Source organism: Mesorhizobium sp. M0514 (assembly GCF_040321145.1).
Classification (GTDB): Bacteria; Pseudomonadota; Alphaproteobacteria; order Rhizobiales; family Rhizobiaceae; genus Mesorhizobium.
Genome location: NZ_JAMYQZ010000099.1, coordinates 1 through 20,181 on the forward strand (window position 1 = coordinate 1; position 20,181 = coordinate 20,181).

17 protein-coding genes are annotated in these 20,181 nt (G+C 63.0%); 9 read left to right on the top strand and 8 right to left on the bottom strand.

Features of this window, described 5'->3' with window-relative positions; genetic code table 11:
* Positions 1 to 116 precede the first annotated feature (116 nt).
* Positions 117 to 1,526, bottom strand: coding sequence for a type I glutamate--ammonia ligase (gene glnA / locus NKI61_RS27965; protein WP_023672775.1), 1,410 nt, complete (start codon positions 1,524 to 1,526; stop codon positions 117 to 119).
* Positions 1,527 to 1,584: 58 nt separating this feature from the next.
* The gene (locus NKI61_RS27970; RefSeq protein ID WP_006205430.1) at positions 1,585 to 1,923 is read right to left on the bottom strand and encodes a P-II family nitrogen regulator; all 339 of its coding nucleotides are present in this window, start codon (positions 1,921 to 1,923) and stop codon (positions 1,585 to 1,587) included.
* A 484-nt stretch (positions 1,924 to 2,407) separates the two neighbouring features.
* Between NKI61_RS27970 and NKI61_RS27975 the strand changes: the two genes are divergently transcribed.
* The 3 genes from NKI61_RS27975 to NKI61_RS27985 are packed head-to-tail and all read left to right on the top strand — an operon-like array spanning position 2,408 to position 6,622.
* Entirely contained in the window at positions 2,408 to 3,064 is a 657-nt protein-coding gene (locus NKI61_RS27975) for a hypothetical protein (protein ID WP_352841864.1), read from the top strand.
* Between the two features lie 19 nt (positions 3,065 to 3,083).
* Positions 3,084 to 4,625, top strand: a complete 1,542-nt coding sequence (locus NKI61_RS27980; protein WP_031249352.1) for a bifunctional ADP-dependent NAD(P)H-hydrate dehydratase/NAD(P)H-hydrate epimerase — start codon at positions 3,084 to 3,086, stop codon at positions 4,623 to 4,625.
* Positions 4,622 to 6,622: a hypothetical protein gene (locus NKI61_RS27985; RefSeq protein WP_023736680.1), complete on the top strand. Its 2,001-nt coding sequence runs from the start codon at positions 4,622 to 4,624 to the stop codon at positions 6,620 to 6,622. The genes NKI61_RS27980 and NKI61_RS27985 overlap by 4 nt, the downstream gene beginning before the upstream one ends.
* A gap of 25 nt (positions 6,623 to 6,647) precedes the next feature.
* On the opposite strand, the gene NKI61_RS27990 is transcribed toward NKI61_RS27985, so the two are convergent.
* Both NKI61_RS27990 and NKI61_RS27995 read right to left on the bottom strand, forming a co-directional pair.
* On the bottom strand, positions 6,648 to 7,571 hold the full coding sequence (locus NKI61_RS27990; RefSeq protein WP_352841866.1) for a M48 family metallopeptidase: 924 nt from the start codon (positions 7,569 to 7,571) through the stop codon (positions 6,648 to 6,650).
* Positions 7,572 to 7,724: 153 nt separating this feature from the next.
* Entirely contained in the window at positions 7,725 to 9,257 is a 1,533-nt protein-coding gene (locus NKI61_RS27995; RefSeq protein WP_023734050.1) for an acyl-CoA carboxylase subunit beta, read from the bottom strand.
* Positions 9,258 to 9,666: 409 nt separating this feature from the next.
* Here NKI61_RS27995 and NKI61_RS28000 point away from each other — a divergent pair, with 409 nt between their 5' ends.
* A complete protein-coding gene (locus NKI61_RS28000) occupies positions 9,667 to 11,103 on the top strand; it encodes a DEAD/DEAH box helicase (RefSeq protein WP_502899934.1) in 1,437 nt (478 codons plus the stop codon).
* 93 nt (positions 11,104 to 11,196) lie between these two features.
* Here NKI61_RS28000 and NKI61_RS28005 read toward each other — a convergent pair whose 3' ends face one another.
* On the bottom strand, positions 11,197 to 12,177 hold the full coding sequence (locus NKI61_RS28005) for an alpha/beta hydrolase (protein WP_352841867.1): 981 nt from the start codon (positions 12,175 to 12,177) through the stop codon (positions 11,197 to 11,199).
* A 69-nt stretch (positions 12,178 to 12,246) separates the two neighbouring features.
* On the bottom strand, positions 12,247 to 13,068 hold the full coding sequence (locus NKI61_RS28010; RefSeq protein WP_023726794.1) for an SDR family oxidoreductase: 822 nt from the start codon (positions 13,066 to 13,068) through the stop codon (positions 12,247 to 12,249).
* Positions 13,069 to 13,282: 214 nt separating this feature from the next.
* Between NKI61_RS28010 and NKI61_RS28015 the strand changes: the two genes are divergently transcribed.
* From NKI61_RS28015 to NKI61_RS28040, 5 genes are all read left to right on the top strand, one after another.
* A complete protein-coding gene (locus NKI61_RS28015) occupies positions 13,283 to 14,317 on the top strand; it encodes a cysteine synthase A (protein WP_023738892.1) in 1,035 nt (344 codons plus the stop codon).
* Positions 14,317 to 15,060, top strand: a complete 744-nt coding sequence (locus NKI61_RS28020; RefSeq protein WP_352511957.1) for an alanyl-tRNA editing protein — start codon at positions 14,317 to 14,319, stop codon at positions 15,058 to 15,060. Before NKI61_RS28015 ends, NKI61_RS28020 begins: the two co-directional genes overlap by 1 nt.
* A gap of 95 nt (positions 15,061 to 15,155) precedes the next feature.
* Positions 15,156 to 16,007, top strand: a complete 852-nt coding sequence (gene sseA, locus NKI61_RS28025) for a 3-mercaptopyruvate sulfurtransferase (protein WP_023710546.1) — start codon at positions 15,156 to 15,158, stop codon at positions 16,005 to 16,007.
* Positions 16,008 to 16,012: 5 nt separating this feature from the next.
* Positions 16,013 to 16,576, top strand: a complete 564-nt coding sequence (locus NKI61_RS28030) for a GNAT family N-acetyltransferase (RefSeq protein ID WP_023682574.1) — start codon at positions 16,013 to 16,015, stop codon at positions 16,574 to 16,576.
* A gap of 258 nt (positions 16,577 to 16,834) precedes the next feature.
* Positions 16,835 to 17,302: a DUF1203 domain-containing protein gene (locus NKI61_RS28040; RefSeq protein ID WP_352511959.1), complete on the top strand. Its 468-nt coding sequence runs from the start codon at positions 16,835 to 16,837 to the stop codon at positions 17,300 to 17,302.
* Between the two features lie 387 nt (positions 17,303 to 17,689).
* On the opposite strand, the gene NKI61_RS28045 is transcribed toward NKI61_RS28040, so the two are convergent.
* Positions 17,690 to 18,925, bottom strand: coding sequence for an outer membrane protein (locus NKI61_RS28045; protein ID WP_352511961.1), 1,236 nt, complete (start codon positions 18,923 to 18,925; stop codon positions 17,690 to 17,692).
* Positions 18,926 to 19,200: 275 nt separating this feature from the next.
* A partial coding sequence (ald, locus tag NKI61_RS28050) for an alanine dehydrogenase (RefSeq protein ID WP_352841869.1) occupies positions 19,201 to 20,181 on the bottom strand: 981 nt, incomplete at its 5' end.

Here is a 20,181-nt window from a genome sequence, read left to right on the forward strand (position 1 = left end):
TCGTAAGCCTGCGCCGTAGCCTGCTGCCACCACGTCTACGGTCTGCTATTGGTCAAACAAAAACCCCGGCGTCTGAACTGACGCCGGGGTTTTTCCTTGTCGCTGAGGCTTATCGTTCAGACCGAATAGTACATGTCGTATTCGACCGGATGCGGGGTCATTTCGAAGCGCATCACTTCGGCCATCTTGAGCTCGATGTAAGAGTCGATCTGGTCGTCGTCGAAGACGCCGCCGGCTTTCAGGAAGCCGCGGTCCTTGTCCAAGCTTTGCAGCGCTTCGCGCAGCGAACCGCAGACGGTCGGGATCTTCTTCAGTTCCTTCGGCGGCAGGTCGTAGAGATCCTTGTCCATCGGCTGTCCCGGGTGGATCTTGTTCTTGATGCCGTCGAGGCCGGCCATGAGCATGGCGGCGAAAGCGAGGTAGGGGTTCGCGCCTGGATCGGGGAAGCGGACCTCGACGCGCTTGGCTTTCGGGGACGAGCCGAACGGAATGCGGCACGAGGCCGAACGGTTGCGCGCGGAGTAGGCGAGCAGCACCGGGGCTTCATAGCCAGGTACAAGGCGCTTGTAGGAGTTGGTCAGCGGGTTGGTGAAGGCGTTGATCGCCTTGGCGTGCTTGATGATGCCGCCGATGTAGAACAGGCACGACTCCGACAGGCCGGCATATTCATTGCCGGCGAAGGTCGGCTTGCCGTTCTTCCAGATCGACTGGTGGACATGCATGCCCGAGCCGTTGTCGCCGAAGATCGGCTTCGGCATGAAGGTGGCCGTCTTGCCATAGGCGTTGGCGACCTGGTGCACGACATATTTGTAGATCAGCATCTTGTCGGCGTTGCGGACCAGCGTGTCGAACTTGATGCCGAGCTCGTGCTGGGCAGCGGCAACCTCGTGATGGTGCTTTTCGACGCGCACGCCCATTTCGGCGAGCACGGTCAGCATTTCGGAGCGCATGTCCTGCGCGCTGTCGATCGGCGGCACAGGGAAGTAGCCGCCCTTGACGCGCGGGCGGTGGCCGAGATTGCCGGTCTCGTAGTCGGTGTCGTCGTTGGACGGCAGTTCGGTCGAGTCCAGCTTGAACCCGGTGTTGTAGGGATCGGCCTTGTACTTGACGTCGTCGAAGACGAAGAACTCGGCTTCGGGGCCGACATAGATGGTGTCGCCGATGCCTTCGGCCTTCATGTAGGCCTCGGCCTTCTTGGCGGTGCCGCGCGGGTCGCGGTTGTAGGATTCGCCGGAGACCGGATCGAGAATGTCGCACAGGATGACCATGGTCGACTGGGCGAAGAACGGATCCATGTGGACGGTGTCCGCATCGGGCATCAGCACCATGTCGGACTCGTTGATCGCCTTCCAGCCGGCGATCGAGGAGCCGTCGAACATGACGCCGTCGGCGAACATGTCTTCCTCGACCTCGATGACATCCATCGTCACGTGCTGCAGCTTGCCCTTCGGATCGGTGAAGCGCAGGTCGACGAATTTCACGTCGTTGTCCTTGATCTGCTTCATGATGTCTTTGGCTGTCGTCATGTCGTTTCTTCCCTGTGTGATGACGTTTCGAGGAGACGTTAATCTGAAATCAGAAAGCTCAGACGGCGTCCATCCCCGTTTCGCCGGTACGGATGCGAACGACCTCCTCGATGTTGGAGACGAAGATCTTGCCGTCGCCGATGCGGCCGGTCTGCGCCGCCTTGCGGATGGCTTCGATGGCGCCTTCGACGGCGTCGTCGCCCAGCACGACTTCGATCTTCACCTTGGGCAGGAAGTCGACGACATATTCGGCGCCGCGATAGAGTTCGGTATGGCCTTTCTGGCGGCCAAAGCCCTTAGCCTCGGTCACGGTAATGCCTTGCAGACCGGCCTCCTGAAGCGCTTCCTTCACTTCGTCTAGCTTGAACGGCTTGATGATCGCTTCGATCTTTTTCATGTAAAAAGTGGCCTCCACTGCCAAAAAAACGGGTTGTGCGCCCCGCTTGCGCCTCCATCAAGCACGAACTGTGCCAATTTCAGCCCACGCGAAGCGGTTTCGCGCAATTCCAATGCCGCGCCGCGCCGGGATGCACATTCGCGTCATCCTCTGCTTCGGCTGCGGCAAAGCTGCCCGAAGCCTACACATTGCCGCTTCGGGCGTCTGCACGATAATTAGGCAGATCGCGCATTTCGCGGGCACGCGCGGATCCGTGCAGTTGGGCGGCCTGGCAGATTTGACCCATCATTCCCGGTGTGGGCATATCCGCGTCAACGACGCAGTGAAAGGTGGACGAATGAAGGGTGTATTTGGGCGCGGGCAGTCTTCACGTGGCTCTGCCGGCTCCGGTAGCGGTTCGACTGGTGGCGGACCACCGCGGGCCGTGGATTTTCCATGGCGCGACAAACCTGACAGCGCCGCCTGCAACTTTGCATTCGGACATTTGCGCGACAATCTTCCGCAGCTTTTGGCGGTGAATGGACGCATCCATGCCGAGACCATCGTTTCGGCTGCGGGAGCGATTGGCGGCTTTGCCGCGCAGTGCGCTCTGCTCAGCGGCCGCACACCCGAGCTAGACATCGTGACGACCAAGGACGGGTCGCGTTTCCTGTTCGGCGAGCCGCTGAACGAGATGCTCTTTGCCCGCGACGACAAGAAGGCTCCGGAGCGGCTCTGGAACCTCGCTGCCGGAACGGCGATCAACAACGGCCTGCCGCCGAATGGTATGCCTTCGCTGGAGGCCATGTTCGCCCATGTCTCGCAGACGCTGGGCGGCCCACTGGAGGGGCTGCCGTCGGTCGGCAAAAATCATCATCCGCATTTCCCGGTCAGGAAATTGCTTGGATTTGCATGGCCAATGGCGGTGACGTGTCTGACCGGCCGTCTGCCGAATGCTACAATTGTCTATGGCGAGGCCGATGTGACCAATTGGCCGGCCATCACCGCCAATGTGGCGGCATTGATTCTCGGTCAGGCCAAGGATTTGCTCCACCCGAAGCTCGGTCTCACCATCGTCATGGAATCGGCGATCTATGCCTCAAAGGTCGATCCGGGCCTCGTGTCCGGCCGAGCTCCCGACGCTGCCACGCAAGGCGGATGAACCGAAGGACGTACCAGCGATGGGTTTGCCAGCCGGCGCCAAATTGGAACTGCTGTCGCCGACCGAGATGGCGGATGCCGACCGGTTGGCAATCGCGGCCGGTCCACTGGACGGCTATGGCCTGATGAAGCGCGCCGGCGAAGCGGTCGCGGCGGTGGTGTTGGCGCGCTATCCTTCAGCCACTAGGGTGCATGTGCTGTGCGGCCCCGGCAATAATGGCGGCGACGGCTTTGTCGTGGCGCGGCTGTTGGCGGAGACGGGTGTCGATGTCGCGCTGTGGGCGTCAGGCGAACCGAGGGCAGGCAGCGATGCCGCGATCGCCGCGGCCCAATGCCTGCTGGAGCGCAAGCCGCTAGCGGCTTTTGCCGCCGAGCCAGGCTCGTTGATTGTCGATGCTCTCTATGGCGCGGGCCTATCCAAGGACCTTTCGGGCGATGCCGCACGCGCGGTCGACAGTGCTGCCCGCCTGTCTGTTGTCGCCGTCGATTTGCCTTCGGGCGTCTCGGGTGACAGCGGCGACATTCTCGGCACGGCATTCCGTGCCGACATCACCGTCACCTTCGCGCGCAAGAAACCGGGGCATCTGCTGTTGCCCGGCCGGGACCGATGCGGCGAGATCGTCGTCGCCAATATCGGCATTGGCGACGATATCATCGCCCAGGTCGCGCCGCACGCATTCGAAAACAAGCCGACGTTCTGGCTCGACGCGTTGCCGGTGCCGGCGGTCGATGCACACAAATACAAACGCGGCCATGTCGGCGTCTTCTCCGGCGGATCGTCGGCGACGGGGGCGGCGCGGTTGGCCGCACTTGCCGCTGCAAGAAGCGGGGCAGGGGCAGTGACCGTGCTGTCTCCTGCCGATGCCATGCAGGTGAACGCCACGCATCTGACCGCGATCATGCTGCGCAAGGCCGACGCTATCGAGGACGTGCAAGACTTTCTCGGCGATCGCCGATCGTCGAGCTTTGTCCTCGGCCCGGGCTTTGGTGTTGGTGACAAGGCGCGCCATTTCGCCCTCGCCGTGCTCGACAGAACACGGCAAGAGGGTGGTGTTGAAGGGTTGGTGCTCGATGCCGACGGCATCACGTCTTTCCTCAACGCGGTCTCAACGCTGTTCGAGGCGGCCGGCAGGCCGGGTGCGCCAGCATTGGTCATGACGCCGCATGAGGGCGAGTTCGGCCGACTGTTTCCCGACATCGCCGACGACAAAAGTCTGTCCAAGCTCGCCAAGGCTCGCGCGGCTGCGGCGCGCGCCAACGCCACTGTCATCTACAAGGGCGCCGACACCGTCATCGCGGCTTCCGACGGCCGCGCCGCGATCAACGCCAATGGCGCGCCATGGCTGGCCACCGCCGGGTCAGGGGACGTGCTTGCCGGCATAATTGCCGCGCTGCTGGCGCAAGGCATGTTGCCCTTCGAAGCAGCTTGCGCCGCTGTCTGGATCCATGCCGAGGCCGGCAGCCGCTTCGGTCCGGGGCTGATCGCGGAGGATCTGCCGCTGGCCCTGGTGCCGGTGCTGCGTGAACTGGTCGATGCACGGCAGAAGGTGGCGATCAGATGAAGCATTTCGCGTTCGTCGTTGCGGCCATCATCGCGCTGTTCGCGTCACATGGCGTGCGTGCTCAAGAGCCCGTGACCATCGTCGACGATCCGGCGGTGCTCGCCGCCCTCGATGCCAAGGGTTTTGGCTTCGCCCGCATTTTCGCCGTCGACGGCCCGGACGATCTGAAGACGCTCTACAGTGAGGCGCCGGCCTATCGTGCCGTTGTCGACATGGTGGCGGCCGATATTGCCACGCTGCGGGCCGAGATAAAGGCCGGCGGGCGCACGCTCTACGAGGTGACCGACGGCAATGTCGGCCGCATCATGGATATGCGCTGGCTGAAGACCGAGGCCGCGCGCTTCCGCCTGGTCGGCGTCGTCAACCGGCTCGACCGGCGTGACTTCAATGTTTTGGCTGGCGACAAAAGCTGTGGCGAGGTGCGCTTCATCTATCGCCTGGCCTACAGTTTCCGCAAGAACGGCAAACTTCTCGCTTCGCGGCTGCCATTCAATTTCAACGCCGTCTACAGCGCGGCGCCGGACGCCGATGGCGGCTGCGTCGGCGTTGCCGGGCGCTGGACACCGCAGATCGACGAAAACGTCGATGCCGGCTGGCTGGCCGGCGGGCCGCTGGCACCGGAGGAACTGAACTTCAAACAGCTTGAGCTCAATGCGCAGGTGGTGCGTTTTCCCTCGGGACAGGAGACCGAGTTTGGCGGGCAGGCGGCCTATCTGATGCGGATCTTCGGCATCGATGGCGCTGCCATCAGCGAGAAGCCGCTGGAAAATACGCCTGACGTTGCGCGACTCTCGGATGATGCCGCACTCAAGAAAAGGCTCGCCGACCACGTCATCGCCAATGTCGCGGCGGTCGATCTCGGCGTCTACGAAATCCCCGACGAATTCCTGGCGAAGGAAATCATTTCGTGGTCGACCTTCGGCAGCGCGAGACAGGCCAACCATCCGTTCACGCCGCTGTTCCAGCCAGCGGATTTCGCCGGCCTGGACTATGCGGCGCTAAAACTGGTGCGGACACCGGAGGCGCTGGTCGAGCGGCTGGACAATGGCGCCTGCCAGGGCTGCCACCAGGCGGGCTCGACGGCCGGCTTTCACTTCATCGGCCTCGACGACAAAACGACGTCGCCTCTCAACCGGATCGAGGTCGGCATCTCGCCGCATCTCCATGCCGAGATTGCGCGACGTGAGGCCTGGCTGCGCGCGACCGAAGAAGGCAAGGAGCCGAACCGCTACCGGCCGCTGTCCTTTGCGCCGCCGGCGACATGGACCGATGCCGGCGATGTCGACTACGCCCCGGCCGAGATGGCGATGCCGTGCCTGATGCCGGATGATGCAAAACGCTTCGGCGCGACCTGGCAATGCGGTGGCGGCACCGTCTGCACGCCGCTGGCGACGGCCTCAGGCGTGCGCACCACGCTGGCGCAATGTCTGTTGCCCAAGGACAGTCCAAAGATGTTTTCGGGCCATCCCTGCCTGACCGGGTCGATCGCCAGCAACCCGTCTCAGCCGTTCAACGACCGCTACAAGATCACCGGCCAGTTCGCTGCTTTTGCGCCGACCTTTTCGCGGACCGCCTACACCTGCCGGCCACCGAAAATCGGCGTACCGGCAGGCATCGCTTATCGCGGCTGCGACGACAAGGACCGCAGCTTCGCCGCCTTCAAGACGGGCAAGCCGATGCCATCGGAAATTTGCGGCATGGTCGGCGGCAAGAAATTCGACACCTGCGTCGCCACCAACAATTTCGACCAGTGCCTCGGCGGCGCGGTCAACCGCGGCAACCGTCCCGCATGTTCGGCCGATCATTTCTGCCGCGAGGATTATATGTGCCAGTCGCTGCCGCCGGACACGCCGGGCGCCGCCAAGGTGAAAGGCATCGGCTACTGCTCGCCGACCTATTTCATCTTCCAGATGCGTATCGACAATCACGCAACGCCTTGGGCGAGCGCGACCAGCGCCCCCAGGGATGCGGGGTTCGGGGCGGCGGAAGAGGAGTGAGCCTGGGAGTTGGGCGACCACCAGTTCAGCGCTGCAGATAGTCTTCCATCCGCGCAGTCCATTTGGTGTCGAATTCCGAAATATGGCGCTGTGCTACGCTCGAGTTCAGCAGCGTCGAGAGCGCGGTCACGGCGATCGGGTCCAGGTCGGGCGGCTCCGTGTAGCCAAGCGCCGCCAGCCGTTGAGCCCATGATGGATGGGTGGACTTTGCGTCATCCGGGCTTGCCCACGCCTTGCGGGCGCAAACATTGAGGCAAATGGGTTCTCGCAGCTGGCCGGCAGCTTCCAGCATGCGCTCGAGCGGCGGTCGCGGCGGACGCAAAGCACCTCGCAATTCATGCTGCAAAGGGTCATAGACCGTCTCCGCGAAATGCACGTCTGCCGTGGCAAGAAGCAACAGCGCGCGTGCGGCGTGCTCGGCGTCGCCGGAGGATGCCGCGTATCGATCTGCCTTGATCTCCGCTTCGCGCGAAAGCCGGATTTCTTCCCGCTCGAACGATTGCGACAGCCAGCCGATAGCGGCGTGGAGCAGGCTGCCTGTGATCGTGGTTCCGGGCGGGGCATACTCGAAGACAAATCCGAAACCGTTTTCGAACTCAGTGAGATTGAGGCTGCCATTGGTATCCTTGTTGCGCACATGCGCGTCCTCATGGGCAAGGATCGCGGCAAGCGCTCTTTCATCGGTCACTGCGAGGAGAGGGATGCCAATGGTTAGAAACAGCCGATTGCCGAGAAGGCCGAGAAGCGTGCGCTCTTCGCGCACGCTGGCGTTCAGGTTGCCCTCTAGTATGACAACCGTGCGCGCAGCACGGCGCGGTCCGGCGACGCTCCGCCACAGCGCCCACAGGCCGGGCGCTTCTGCTTCACTGACGCCTTTGATCTTGCTGCGTCGGAAGCCCGCAAACAATGTGCCGAACAGAAATGCCAAGGCCGTGGTGGCGATCGGCATGGCGACGAAGCCGCTGGCGATAAACCAGATTGGATGGTTGTCGAGCAGGGACATCCAGACGCAGAAGATGACGAGGGCGGGAACAACGAAAAACAGGACCGTGAACCTGCCAAACCGCCGACCGGCGCTGATGATCAGTCGCGACATTGGATGTTACAACGGGATGTTGTCGTGCTTCTTCCAAGGGTTCTGCATGTCCTTGTTGCGCAGCATGCGCAGCGCCCGCGCGATGCGGCGGCGGGTCGAATGCGGCATGATCACCTCGTCGACATAGCCGCGTTCGGCGGCGACGAAGGGCGACAGGAAGCGGTCTTCGTAAGCCTTTGTGTGGGCTGCGATCTTTTCGGCGTCGCCGATATCCTTACGGTAGATGATCTCGACCGCGCCTCTCGCCCCCATCACCGCGATCTGCGCCGTCGGCCAGGCATAGTTCATGTCGCCACGCAGGTGCTTTGAGGCCATCACGTCATAGGCGCCGCCATAGGCTTTGCGGGTGATGACGGTGATTTTCGGCACGGTCGCCTCGGCGTAGGCAAACAGGAGTTTCGCGCCATGCTTGATCAGGCCGCCATATTCCTGCGCGGTGCCGGGCAGGAAGCCGGGGACGTCGACGAAGGTGACGATGGGAATGGAAAAACAGTCGCAGAAGCGCACGAAGCGCGCCGCCTTGCGGCTTGCGTCGGAATCGAGCACGCCGGCCAGCACCATCGGCTGGTTGGCGACGAAGCCGACGGTGCGGCCCTCGACGCGGCCGAAACCGGTGACGATGTTCTTGGCAAAGTTCTGCTGGATCTCGAAGAAATCGCCTTCATCGGCAACTTTGAGGATCAGCTCCTTGATGTCGTAAGGCTTGTTGGCGTTGTCTGGGATCAGCCGGTCGAGCGACAGATCATGGTCGGTGACCGACTGGTAGCACTCGATCTCAGGAAGCTCCGACGTATTTGACGCGGGCAAAAGGTCTACCAGCCGGCGCATCTGCAACAGCGCCTCGACGTCATTGTCGTAGGCGCCGTCGGCAATCGACGATTTGGTCGTGTGGACGGACGCGCCGCCAAGGCTCTCGGCCGTCACCGTCTCGTTGGTGACCGTCTTCACCACATCCGGCCCGGTGACGAACATGTAAGAGGTGTCGCGCACCATGAAGATGAAGTCGGTCATCGCAGGCGAATAGACGTCGCCGCCGGCGCACGGGCCCATGATCACGGAAATCTGAGGAATGACGCCGGATGCGAGCACGTTGCGCTGAAAAATCTCGGCATAGCCGCCTAGCGCTGCCACGCCTTCCTGGATGCGGGCGCCGCCGGCGTCGTAGATGCCGATGATCGGCGCGCGGTTGCGTAGCGCCATCTCCTGCACCTTGATGACCTTTTCGGCGTGAGCCTCCGACAGCGAGCCGCCGAAGACGGTAAAATCCTTGGCGAAGAGATAGACCGGACGGCCATTGACGGTGCCCCAGCCGGTGACGACACCATCGCCGGCGATCTTGGTCTTCTCCATGCCGAAGTCGGTCGAGCGATGCTCGACATACATGTCGAACTCCTCGAACGAGCCTTCGTCGAGAAAGACCTCGATGCGTTCGCGCGCGGTGAGCTTGCCCTTCTTGTGCTGGGCGTCGATGCGGGCCTGGCCGCCGCCCATGCGGGCGATCTCGCGGCGGCGCTCAAGTTCCTTCAGCACGTCCTTCATCGCTCGGTCCCCAGAAATGGCAGCTGCCTTTGTGGTAATGATGGCTGCAGGCGTGCGCAAGCGCCGCTTTCGCAGTCGATTTTGCTGCGCTGCAACATGTCGCCCCTTGCATTCCGGGGCGAACTCAGCCATATGCAGCCCATAGGCGCTTGGGCCGGGAGATTCCGGCCTTCTCGACAAATGAGACTGGTTGCGTCTGTTTTCCCTCTTTCCGGTATATCGGCCCCTCTTTCCGATACATCACGAAGTGGCGAAAGAGCCCCGTGGCATGACGCCTGCGGGCACGACAGCGCAGCCGAGTGGACGTTACCGTCCGCCCGCCTTGTCGTTCATATCAATTTTTTCGACGGCAGGTTGCGCCCTGCCGCCATCGATGTTTGCGGCCAAGACCGCGTGAAAGAAGACTATTTTGACCAACGAAAACACCTCAGCCGGTAACGCGATCTCGACCGGCAACACTGCGGACCTCACCGGTTTCGCAGCTCTTGGGATCACGGGCGCGCTGCTCAAGGCGACGCATGGCGCCGGCTTCACCGAGCCGAAGCCGATCCAGACGCAGGCGATCCCGCCGCAGATGGAAGGCCGTGATATCTTCGGCATCGCCCAGACCGGCTCCGGTAAGACCGCTGCCTTCGCGCTGCCGATCCTGTCGAAGATCATCGCGCTCGGCACCAAGCGCCGAGCCAAGACCACTCGTGCGCTGATCCTGGCGCCGACGCGCGAACTCGCCGTCCAGATCGAGGACACCATCAAGATCCTCGCCAAGGGCGCGCATGTCTCGACCGCTCTCGTGCTTGGCGGCGTCTCGCGCTTCAGCCAGGTGAAGAAGGTTGCGCCCGGCGTCGACATCCTGATCGCCACGCCCGGCCGCCTGACCGACCTGGTGCGCGAGGGCGACCTCATTCTCTCCGACACCAAATGGCTGGTGCTGGACGAGGGTGACCGCATGCTCGACATGGGCTTCATCAACGACGTCAAGCGGATCGCCAAGGCGACCGCGCCCGACCGTCAGACGGTGCTGTTCTCGGCCACCATGCCCAACGAAATCGCCGAGCTGGCGAAGGGCCTGTTGAAGAACCCGATCCGCGTCGAAGTCGCGCCGCAGAGCACCGCGGCCGCCGAGATCGTGCAGGGCGTCGTCTTTGCCCGCACCAAGCAGAAGCGCCAGGTGCTGTCGACGATGCTCGCCGACGAGGCAATGAAGTCCGTCATCATCTTCTCGCGCACCAAGCATGGCGCCGACCGGGTGACCAAGGACCTCGAGCGCGACGGCTTCAAGGCCGCCGTCATCCACGGCAACAAGTCGCAGAACGCCCGCCAGAAGGCGCTCAACGATTTCCGCGAGGGCTCGGTGCGCATTCTCGTGGCTACCGACATCGCGGCGCGCGGCATCGACGTTCCCGGCATCAGCCATGTGGTGAATTTCGACCTGCCGGATGAGGCCGAAAGCTATGTCCACCGCATCGGACGTACCGGCCGTAACGGCATGGACGGCATCGCCATCACGCTTTGCGATCCTTCCGAAAACAGCAAGCTGCGTCAGGTCGAGCGCATCATCCGCAGCAAGCTGCCGATCGTTGCCGACCATCTCGGCAGCCCGGATCCGGTGCGCAATCCGGCCGAAAAGAACGAGCGCTTCGAGCCCGCCAACGATCGCAACGACCGCAATGGCCGTCGCGACGGCAGGCGGCCCGGTGGCCAGAACAACGGCTTCGCCAAGAAGCGTTTTGGTGACAAGCCGGCCTTTGCGGGTGCAAGCGAGCGCAAGGCGGAAGGCGCCAAGGCCTTCAAGGGCAACAACAAGCGCCGCTTCGGCGGCAAGCGGCCCGCGGCGCGGGCTGCCTGATCAGACGAACCGGTCAGGCTCGTCGAGCCTGGCTTGATTGCTGACGATTGAATATGAGGACGGCCGGGGCAATGCTTCGGCCGTCCTTTTCGTTTAGGGCTGCCCGGTAATTGCCTTCACCCACACGACGATCCGCTGCGCCAGGAATGCCGTGGTCGAGGGCGACAGCGCGTCGCCGGCAATGACGTGGTCGTCGGGATCGCCATTGTCGTCAACGGGCACCAGTTCATGCGGTGCGCCCCAGCGGCCGGCGATTTCGCGGGTGCGATCCTGGCGCACCACCTTGTCGGAATCCGAGAAGATGAACAGCGCCGGTATGGTTGCCTTCTCCACAGGCGCTGCGTAGGCAAGGTTGGTCAGCGCCGCCATCGGTAGCACGGCCGCCATTGGATATGTGTGCGTCCAGAGTTTCTCGTGCAGCGCGTTGCGGGTCGGAAAGCTGCGCTCCTTGCCGCCGACGAACTCGGCGATCTGCCTGCCCCAGGGCATGGTCAGCAGCTCGGCGCCTGAAGCCCTGATGCCGAAATTCGGCGAGATGAATGCGATTGCAGCGACGCCGTCCGATGCGCCAGGCTCGGTCGCCGCCCATGCCGCCAGCGATCCACCGGTCGAGGTGCCGATGACGATCACCTTGTCGCCGATACCTCGGCCGATGGCGAGCGCCTCCTCATAGTCGTTGATCCAGGCATTGACGCTGCCTTGCGCCATAGCAGCGCCGTCCTGCCCATGACCGGTGAGGCGGGTGTAGAAAAGGTTGGCGTCGAGTTGGTCGGCGATCTCGTCGGCCAGCGGGCGAACCTCGCCCTTCGATGCCGAAAAGCCATGGATATAGACGATCGCCAATGGCGTCCTGGCGTGAACCATCGGATCGGCCCAGATGATTTCTTTCTCGAGCCCGTCGCGGATATTGGGGACGGCAGCCTCTTCGCGCGCGACATACGCTTGCGGGTCGTCGCCGATCACTTTGTCATCGAAATGGATCGTGGTGTCGACGGGAACGCGCGGACCAAGCAGGAAGGCCAGGACAAGGATCATGACGACGCCCAGCACCGCAAGCACGATCCGCCGCCCCATCTCAGACTCCACGACAATTCTAAAGCTATGGCGGCCGGTGCAGTCAGGCAACAGCCGGGCTATGGACAGCTATTGGTTCGGCGGCTTGCGGTCGAAATTCAGCGGCCGCCCTGTCCAGCGGGTCGCCGTGCTGATGAACCACCGGCAGACTGGCCTTGGCAGCAGTGCCAGCAGCTTCAGCCCCCAGCTCAGCCGGTGAGGGAAGGTGACCTCGAAGCCGCCATGCTCGATGCCGCGCAGCATGCGGCGCGAGGCGCGGTTGACCGGCATCAGTCCCGGCATCGGCAGCATGTTCTTTTCGGTCAGCGGCGTGTCGATGAAGCCCGGATTCATCACCTGAATGCGTACATTCATCTTGTCGAAATCGTATTTCAGCGACTCGGCCAAGATGTTGATCGCCGCCTTCGAGCCGCCATAGGCCGCCGTGGTCGGCCAGCCGAAATAGGCGGTGACCGACCCGACAAGCACGATATGGCCGCGCGCACGGATGCGCATGCGCTCCATGAGCGGGACGAGGCCATTGATGATACCGAAATAGTTGACCTCGAAGGTCTGGCGAAAGTCGCGGACCCTGAGGTCTTCGCCGGGTGTGGCGATGTAGTTGCCGGCGTTGAAGACGGCGAGCACGATCGGGCCGAGCTCCTTTTCGATCGCCGCCACCGTGCTTGCCATGCGCGGCTCATCGGTGACGTCGCAAGGGTAGGCGACGACACGTCCCGGCATCTGCGCAGTCTCGACGATGAGCGCGTCGAGTGGGTCGCCGTCGAGTGCGGTGACCGCGACGACAAAGCCCTTTGCCGCGAGGTCCTTTGCCAGCGCACGGCCGATGCCGCTGCTGCCGCCGGTTATCCAGGCGACGCCGTGCTTCGGGTTGGCCCGGTAAAGTGTCATTCTGCGCCCTGCCGATCTGTCATTAGTGCTCTAGCGGTGAAAAAATCGAATGAAAAGAGCGCTTTTCCGTACTGGTTGAAATGATCGTCATCGCGCGTTGTCCGGCCGCGGGAGATTGCAGTGCCCGAAATGCGACTGGACCAGGCGAATTCTTGCCTTGAAACGCACGCTTCGGGTTTCTAGGGTCTCGCCGCAGCTACATAAGGAATCCCGGATGCCCCGTTCTGTGATCGAAGCGATCGGCAACACGCCCCTGATCCGCCTCAACAAGGCCTCGGAGCAGACCGGCTGCGAGATCCTGGGCAAGGCCGAGTTCATGAACCCCGGCCAGTCGGTCAAGGATCGCGCAGGCCTGTTCATCATCCGCGACGCCGAACAGCGCGGGCTGTTGAAGCCGGGCGGGGTCATCGTCGAAGGCACGGCAGGCAATACCGGCATTGGCCTGACGCTGGTTGCCAAGGCGCTGGGCTATCGCACAGTGATCGTCATTCCCGACACCCAGAGCCAGGAAAAGAAGGACACGATCAAGCTGCTTGGCGCCGAGCTGATCGAAGTGCCGGCGGTGCCTTACAAGAACCCCAACAACTACGTGAAACTGTCGGGGCGGCTAGCCGAGCAGATGGCGAGGTCGGAGCCGAACGGCGCGATCTGGGCCAACCAGTTCGACAACGTTGCCAATCGCGACGGCCATATCCGCACCACGGCGGAAGAAATCTGGACGCAGACCGGCGGCAAGGTCGACGGTTTCGTCTCGGCGGTGGGTTCGGGCGGAACGCTGGCCGGCGTCGCCTTCGGGCTGAAGGCCAGGAGCAGCAACGTCAAGATCGCGCTCGCCGATCCGCTGGGTGCGGCGCTCTATTCCTTCTACACCAGTGGCGAATTGAAGTCCGACGGCAGCTCGATCACCGAAGGGATAGGGCAGGGGCGCATCACGGCAAATCTCGATGGGTTCACGCCGGACTTCTCGTTCCAGGTGCCGGACGAGGAAGCGCTGCCGATCGTCTTCGACCTGATCCAGGAAGAAGGCCTGTGCGTCGGCGGTTCGACCGGCATCAACATTGCCGGCGCGATCCGGCTGGCGCGCGAGCTTGGGCCCGGCCACACCATCGTGACCATCCTTGCCGACTATGGCACGCGCTACCAGTCGAAGCTGTTCAACCCGGAATTCCTGCGCGAGAAGAACCTGCCGGTGCCGGGCTGGATGGATGAGCGCAGCACAATTTCGGTGCCGTATGAGAAGGTCGCCTGATGGCGCACAGAACAGAAGCGCTGTTTCGCGACGACGCCTATGTCAGAGCGGCTGACGCCACTGTTGTCGCCATCAACGAACGCGGCGGCATCATTCTCGACCGGACCATCTTCTATGCCACATCGGGCGGCCAGCCTGGCGATACCGGCACATTAGAGCGCGCCGACGGCAGCCGCATCGCCATTGCCGCCACCATCACCGGCGAGACCAAGGACGAGATCATCCATGTACCGGCGCCGGAGCAGCCGGCACCCGAGGTCGGCGAGCGGGTGAAACTCGCCATCGACTGGGAGCGGCGGCATCTCCTGATGCGCATGCACGCAGCTTGCCATTTGCTCACCGTCGTCTGTCCGTTTCCGATTACCGGTGCTGCGGTTTCCGAAGATGACAGCCGCGTCGACTTCGACGCTCCCGATGCCGGCTTCACCAGGGAAGACGTCACCGCCGGGCTGATGGAGCTGGTGCGGGCCGATCATCCGATCTTCGTCAGGCTGATCACCGACGAGGAACTGGCAGCCAATCCTGGCCTGGTGAAATCCAAGAATGTCCGGCCGCCCGCCGGCACCGGCAAGATCCGCCTGGTCTGCATCGGCGACAACGCTTCGATCGACAGCCAGCCCTGCGGCGGCACCCATGTCAAAAGCACCGGCGAAGTCGGTGAAATCCATATCGGCAAGATCGAGAAGAAGGGCCGCGAAAACCGGCGTTTTCGCATTCGCTTCGGACCGCCGCCGGTAGCTTGAACGAACCATGATCCCGAAAAGTGGAAGCCGGTTTTCGGGGACGATCATGGTCAACAGGAAGCAATGCCTCGCCAAGGCGGAGCAGGAGAAGAACAATGGCCGATGACAGCCCTTTCACCGTCGATGCGGACTGGTTGCAGAGCCGTCTTGGCGAGCCCGGCCTGACGATCGTCGATGCATCCTGGTATCTGCCGGCGCAGAAGCGCGATGCGCGCGCCGAGTATGAGGCTGCGCATATTCCGGGCGCGCGATTCTTCGATCATGATGCGGCCTCCGATCCTGATGCCAAGCTGCCGCACACGCTGCCCTCGCCACAGCATTTCGCGCAATATGTAGGCGCCATGGGAATTTCGGCCGACGACACCATTGTCGTCTATGACGGTCCGGGTTTCTTCTCGGCGCCGCGCGCCTGGTGGATGTTCCGCGTCATGGGCGTGTTCCAGGTCTATGTGCTCGACGGCGGCTTCGACCGCTGGAAGGCGGCGGGCCGGCCGGTGACGGCGGAGCCGACCAAGATCGCGCCGAATGTGTTTCATGCCGATTTCGATGCCGCTCGCGTCGCCAGCCTTGCCGACATGCGCCGCATCGTCGAGACTGGCGAGAGCCAGATTGCGGACGCCCGAGGCGCGGGCCGCTTCACCGGCGCCGAGCCAGAGCCCCGCGCGGGTGTTCGCTCCGGCCACATGCCCGGCGCGCACAATTTGCCTTATTCGGCGCTGTCACAGGATGGCGCGCTGTTGTCGAAGGACCAGTTGCGCAAGGCCGTTGAGGATGCCGGTATCGATCTGTCGAAACCGGTCGTCACCTCTTGCGGTTCCGGCATCACGGCGGCTGTGGTCACTCTGGCGCTGGAGACGCTCAGTCACACCGACAACCGACTCTATGACGGCTCATGGACGGAATGGGGCGGGCTGGCAGACACGCCCGTGGTGACGGGCAAGGGATGATGGCGATGGAAAACGGCGCGCTGGACGACATCGAGGTCACCGTCACGTTTCTGGAAATGCATGTGCCGCCGGCCTATTCGCCGCCCTTGCCCTACAACAGGCAGATTGCGCTGCTCAGGACCAAGGACATTCCGCTGCATTTCTACCGTTATCTGATGGATCGGGTCGGGCGCAAATGGCATTGGGTTAATGTGCTGAGGCTGGACGATGACGAGCTTGCCGCCGGCATCCACCGCGAGGACCGCGACATCAGGGTGCTTTATCTCGACGGCGCGCCGGCCGGGTTCTTCGACCTCAAGCCGCATTTGCCAGAGGAAGTCGAACTCGCTTATTTCGGCATGATGGAACATGCGACCGGGCAAGGCATCGGCCGTTGGTTCCTCGGTGCGGCGATCGCCGCAGCATGGTCGTATGGACCGAAACGGGTAACGGTGCAGACTTGCACGCTCGACCATCCGGCTGCCTTGCCGCTCTACCAGAAGCTCGGTTTTGCACCGGTGGCGCAAAAGAAGGAGACCGTGCATCCGCTGTCGTTCGCCGAGCGCTCGGCCAGCGTCATGCGGCCGTGACTTTCTCCGACTGAAGGCCGAACCGACCGTTCATGGCGAGGAATTCCTGCTCGTGCGGACCCATGACGAGAACTGGCGCAGGCACCGGGTGACGCTGCGCCGCTTCGACGATTTCATCCGCTGAGCCGGCGCGGGACCTGCCCAATGCCGAAGCAGTCCGGCCTGAGACTGGCCGGGCTGCTGACAGTTGACAGGAATCGGGTGGGAAGCACCTCGGCGGGGGCATAATTTCCGGTCAACCACACCGGAGATTTAGCCATGACCGTCCAGTTCAAAGCCTTGCCGACAGAAGATGTGAGAGCGCTGCAGCGCGGCGGGCCGGACGCCTACGGGCAAACGCCGGAGCGGAAGGTTTCCGATGGCGACGGGGTGCCGTGCCGGCATTGCCTAAGAAACGTCGCCGAAGGCGATGGCTATCTGATCATGGCCTATCGGCCGTTTCCGGCGTTGCAGCCTTACGCCGAGACAGGACCGATCTTCCTGCATGCGCAGGAATGCGAACGCGCAGCCGAGACGGAAGCGCTTCCAGAGATGCTTGACAGCAGCGACTATATCGTGCGCGGCTATGGTGCGGATGACCGCATCGTCTATGGCAGCGGCGGCGTCATTCCGGCTGGCGGCATTGCGGCGCGGGCAGAGACGCTGTTTGAGCGCGCTGACATCGCCTATGTCCACGTCCGCTCGGCGCGCAACAATTGTTATCAGTGCCGCATCGAGCGTTTCTGACAAAAAGATGCCCGCCGGTGGTCTGGCGGGCAGTTGGGAACCGTGTGACGGCACGAGCCGTCAAGTTGGCAGCTCTGTCTGCGCATGCTTTTCGAATGGCGGATGTGAAGCACTTCATACAGCACCGCGATCGTCGCCGGCGTGGTGGCGCGCCGATTGCCGGTGAGCTGTCGCACTCCCGTCGCATTCGTCCATTAAAAGACGAGTGTCGATGGATTTGCCGACCGCGGATGAACCGGCGGGGATCTCGACCACCGAGGAAGCGGGGCTTTGGCTCCGCTTTTTTGTTGTCCGCCAGCCTGTTCAATTCCGGCGCCAGGAATTTTGCGCAAAGAAAAAGCCCGCCGGAATTGACCGACGGGCCTTTGCCGTGTGTGTGTGCGGCGTTTAGTTGAATTTATACTTCGCGCCGACGCGAACGGTCTGGAAGGAAGGCTCGTCGGTGAGGAAGCCGTCCGACCCGAAATCCTCTTTCTCATACTGCGAATAGCGGTATTCGAGACCAAGCGTCATGTTGCTGGAAACGGCCGTTTCCAGGCCGCCACCGACCGAGAAGCCGCTCGAGCCCCAGTCGACGATGTCGCCAACGGGCGAGGAGGCATGCAGGTCGAAATGCTGCCAGCTGTAACCGCCGAGGACATAGGCCAGCGTCGATTCGTTGACCTTGGCGCCGATGCGGGCCAGGGCATCGAAGCCATAGTCGGCATCGCCCTTGATCGACCCACCCGGAATGTCCAGCTTCGAGCGTATGCCGGAATAGCGGGCGTCGACCAGAACGCCGGCGACCCAGCCGCCGAAATCATGGTCGTAACCGATGCTCGCCTCGCCGAACACGCCTTCGCCGCCGATGCCATCCAATTCGAGGGCGCTGGCGAGCGTCAGGTCATGCACTACAGTGCCGGCGCCAAGCGCGCCGCCGACATAGAAACCGGTCCAGTTGTAGGTCGGAGCAGCAAACAAGGCCCCGCCGCCATTCTGGGCGCCGAAGCGGTAATTGGCCGCGATGTGGAAGGTGTGGCTGGATGGCTCGACATCCAGAGAGGTTCCCGGGCCGCCAATAATGCCGAGGTCAGCCACCGAGTCGTCGCCATAGTTGGCGTAGCGGTATTCGGTCTTCAGCGTCCAGTTGCCGCGCAGCACGGTTTCCATGCCGACGCCGAGAACATAGCCGCCACGGTTCTCCGTGAAATCGAGACCGTCGGCAAAGCCCGAACCCTCGAGCTTGAAATGGTTCCAGGTGTAGCCGCCGAGCACATAGCCGAGCGTATCGGGGTTCAAGAGATAGCCGGCGCGCAAGCCGACGTCGAAGCCATAAGCGTTCGTCAGGTCGATATCAGCGCCCGGAAGGCTGATCGACGGACCGATATTCCCGATGTTGGCGTCGATGAAGCCGCCAAGCAGGAAGCGCTCGGAGACCATATAGTCGTAGCCGGCGGTGATTTCGCCAAACACGCCGTTGCCGCCGATCCCGTTGAAGTCGATCACCGGGTCGACGCTGATGCGATGCACGGTGGCGCCGAAGCCGCCGCCGATGCCGACATAGGCGCCGCTCCAGTTGAAACCGGCAGGTTCTTCCACCGGCTGCACAACATCGGCGGCATGCGCTACCGATATCAAAGCCATTGCCGAAACGGCCCCGAGAAGAACGGATTTAGCAGAGATGAACATTTTAGCCCCTTAGCATAAGAACAAACCCGTCCGTGTTCTAACAGGACGCTCGCCAATATTGGAATGACAAAAATGCCACATCGGCAGGCAAAAGCACCGCCAAGCCGGGCCGTTTCGCCGTGATGTTGCCTTAGAGCCCGCAATTTGTGAGCACGCGGCCAATAAAAAACCCGCCGGCGCAACCGGCGGGTGAGGGAGGCAGAACTGCTTGAGTCGATTAAGGCGTCTGGTCAGGCAGCCAGAACCACTTTCGGTTCGACCAGCTCATAGCCGAGTGCTTCGGCGACGGCGCGATTGGTGATCTTGCCCCTGTGGACATTGAGGCCGTTGCGCAAATGGTGGTCGTCGACCAGTGCCTTCAGGCCCTTGTCGGCCAGCTGCAGGCCATAATGCAGCGTCGCGTTGTTGAGCGCGTGCGCCGAGGTCACCGGCACGGCGCCCGGCATGTTGGCGACGCAGTAATGGATCACGCCGTCGACCTCATAGGTCGGCTCGGCATGGGTAGTGGCGTGCGAAGTCTCGAAGCAGCCGCCCTGGTCGATAGCGACGTCGACCAGCACCGAGCCTTTCTTCATGCCCGACAGCATTTCGCGGGTCACCAGCTTGGGTGCAGCAGCACCCGGGATGAGCACGGCGCCGACGACGATGTCGGCCGAGAAGCATTCTTCCTCAAGCGCCTCGACTGTGGAGTAGCGGGTGTGGACGCGGCCTGTAAAGAGGTCGTCCAGCTGGCGCAGGCGCGGGATTGAGCGGTCGATGATGGTGACGTCGGCGCCGAGGCCGACCGCCATGCGGGCGGCATGCAGGCCGACGACGCCGCCGCCGAGCACGGTGACCTTGCCGGGCAGTACGCCGGGCACGCCGCCGAGCAGCACGCCGCGGCCACCATTGGCCTTCTGCAGCGCGGTCGCGCCGGCCTGGATCGACAGGCGGCCGGCAACTTCCGACATCGGCGCCAAGAGCGGCAGGCCGCCGCGGTCGTCGGTTACGGTCTCATAGGCTATTGCGGTGACGCCGGACGCGAGCAGGCCCTTGGTCTGCTCCGGATCCGGGGCCAAATGCAGATAGGTGTAGAGGATCTGACCGTCGCGCAGCTGCGCCCATTCGTTGGGCTGCGGCTCCTTGACCTTGACGATCATGTCGGACTTGGCGAACACGTCGGCGGCGGTCCTGGCGATGGTGGCGCCGGCGGCGCGGTAGGCATTGTCATC

Excerpts from the sequence above, each read along its gene's own strand:
- NKI61_RS27970 (WP_006205430.1), bottom strand. The coding sequence starts at position 1,923 with ATGAAAAAGATCGAAGCGATCATCAAGCCGTTCAAGCTAGACGAAGTG.
- NKI61_RS28040 (WP_352511959.1), top strand. The coding sequence starts at position 16,835 with ATGACCGTCCAGTTCAAAGCCTTGCCGACAGAAGATGTGAGAGCGCTG.
- NKI61_RS28030 (WP_023682574.1), top strand. The coding sequence starts at position 16,013 with ATGGAAAACGGCGCGCTGGACGACATCGAGGTCACCGTCACGTTTCTG.
- NKI61_RS28005 (WP_352841867.1), bottom strand. The coding sequence starts at position 12,177 with ATGGGGCGGCGGATCGTGCTTGCGGTGCTGGGCGTCGTCATGATCCTT.
- sseA (WP_023710546.1), top strand. The coding sequence starts at position 15,156 with ATGGCCGATGACAGCCCTTTCACCGTCGATGCGGACTGGTTGCAGAGC.
- NKI61_RS28020 (WP_352511957.1), top strand. The coding sequence starts at position 14,317 with ATGGCGCACAGAACAGAAGCGCTGTTTCGCGACGACGCCTATGTCAGA.
- NKI61_RS27985 (WP_023736680.1), top strand. The coding sequence starts at position 4,622 with ATGAAGCATTTCGCGTTCGTCGTTGCGGCCATCATCGCGCTGTTCGCG.
- NKI61_RS27995 (WP_023734050.1), bottom strand. The coding sequence starts at position 9,257 with ATGAAGGACGTGCTGAAGGAACTTGAGCGCCGCCGCGAGATCGCCCGC.
- glnA (WP_023672775.1), bottom strand. The coding sequence starts at position 1,526 with ATGACGACAGCCAAAGACATCATGAAGCAGATCAAGGACAACGACGTG.
- NKI61_RS28045 (WP_352511961.1), bottom strand. The coding sequence starts at position 18,925 with ATGGCTTTGATATCGGTAGCGCATGCCGCCGATGTTGTGCAGCCGGTG.
- NKI61_RS27990 (WP_352841866.1), bottom strand. The coding sequence starts at position 7,571 with ATGCCGATCGCCACCACGGCCTTGGCATTTCTGTTCGGCACATTGTTT.
- NKI61_RS28010 (WP_023726794.1), bottom strand. The coding sequence starts at position 13,068 with ATGACACTTTACCGGGCCAACCCGAAGCACGGCGTCGCCTGGATAACC.
- NKI61_RS28015 (WP_023738892.1), top strand. The coding sequence starts at position 13,283 with ATGCCCCGTTCTGTGATCGAAGCGATCGGCAACACGCCCCTGATCCGC.
- NKI61_RS27980 (WP_031249352.1), top strand. The coding sequence starts at position 3,084 with ATGGGTTTGCCAGCCGGCGCCAAATTGGAACTGCTGTCGCCGACCGAG.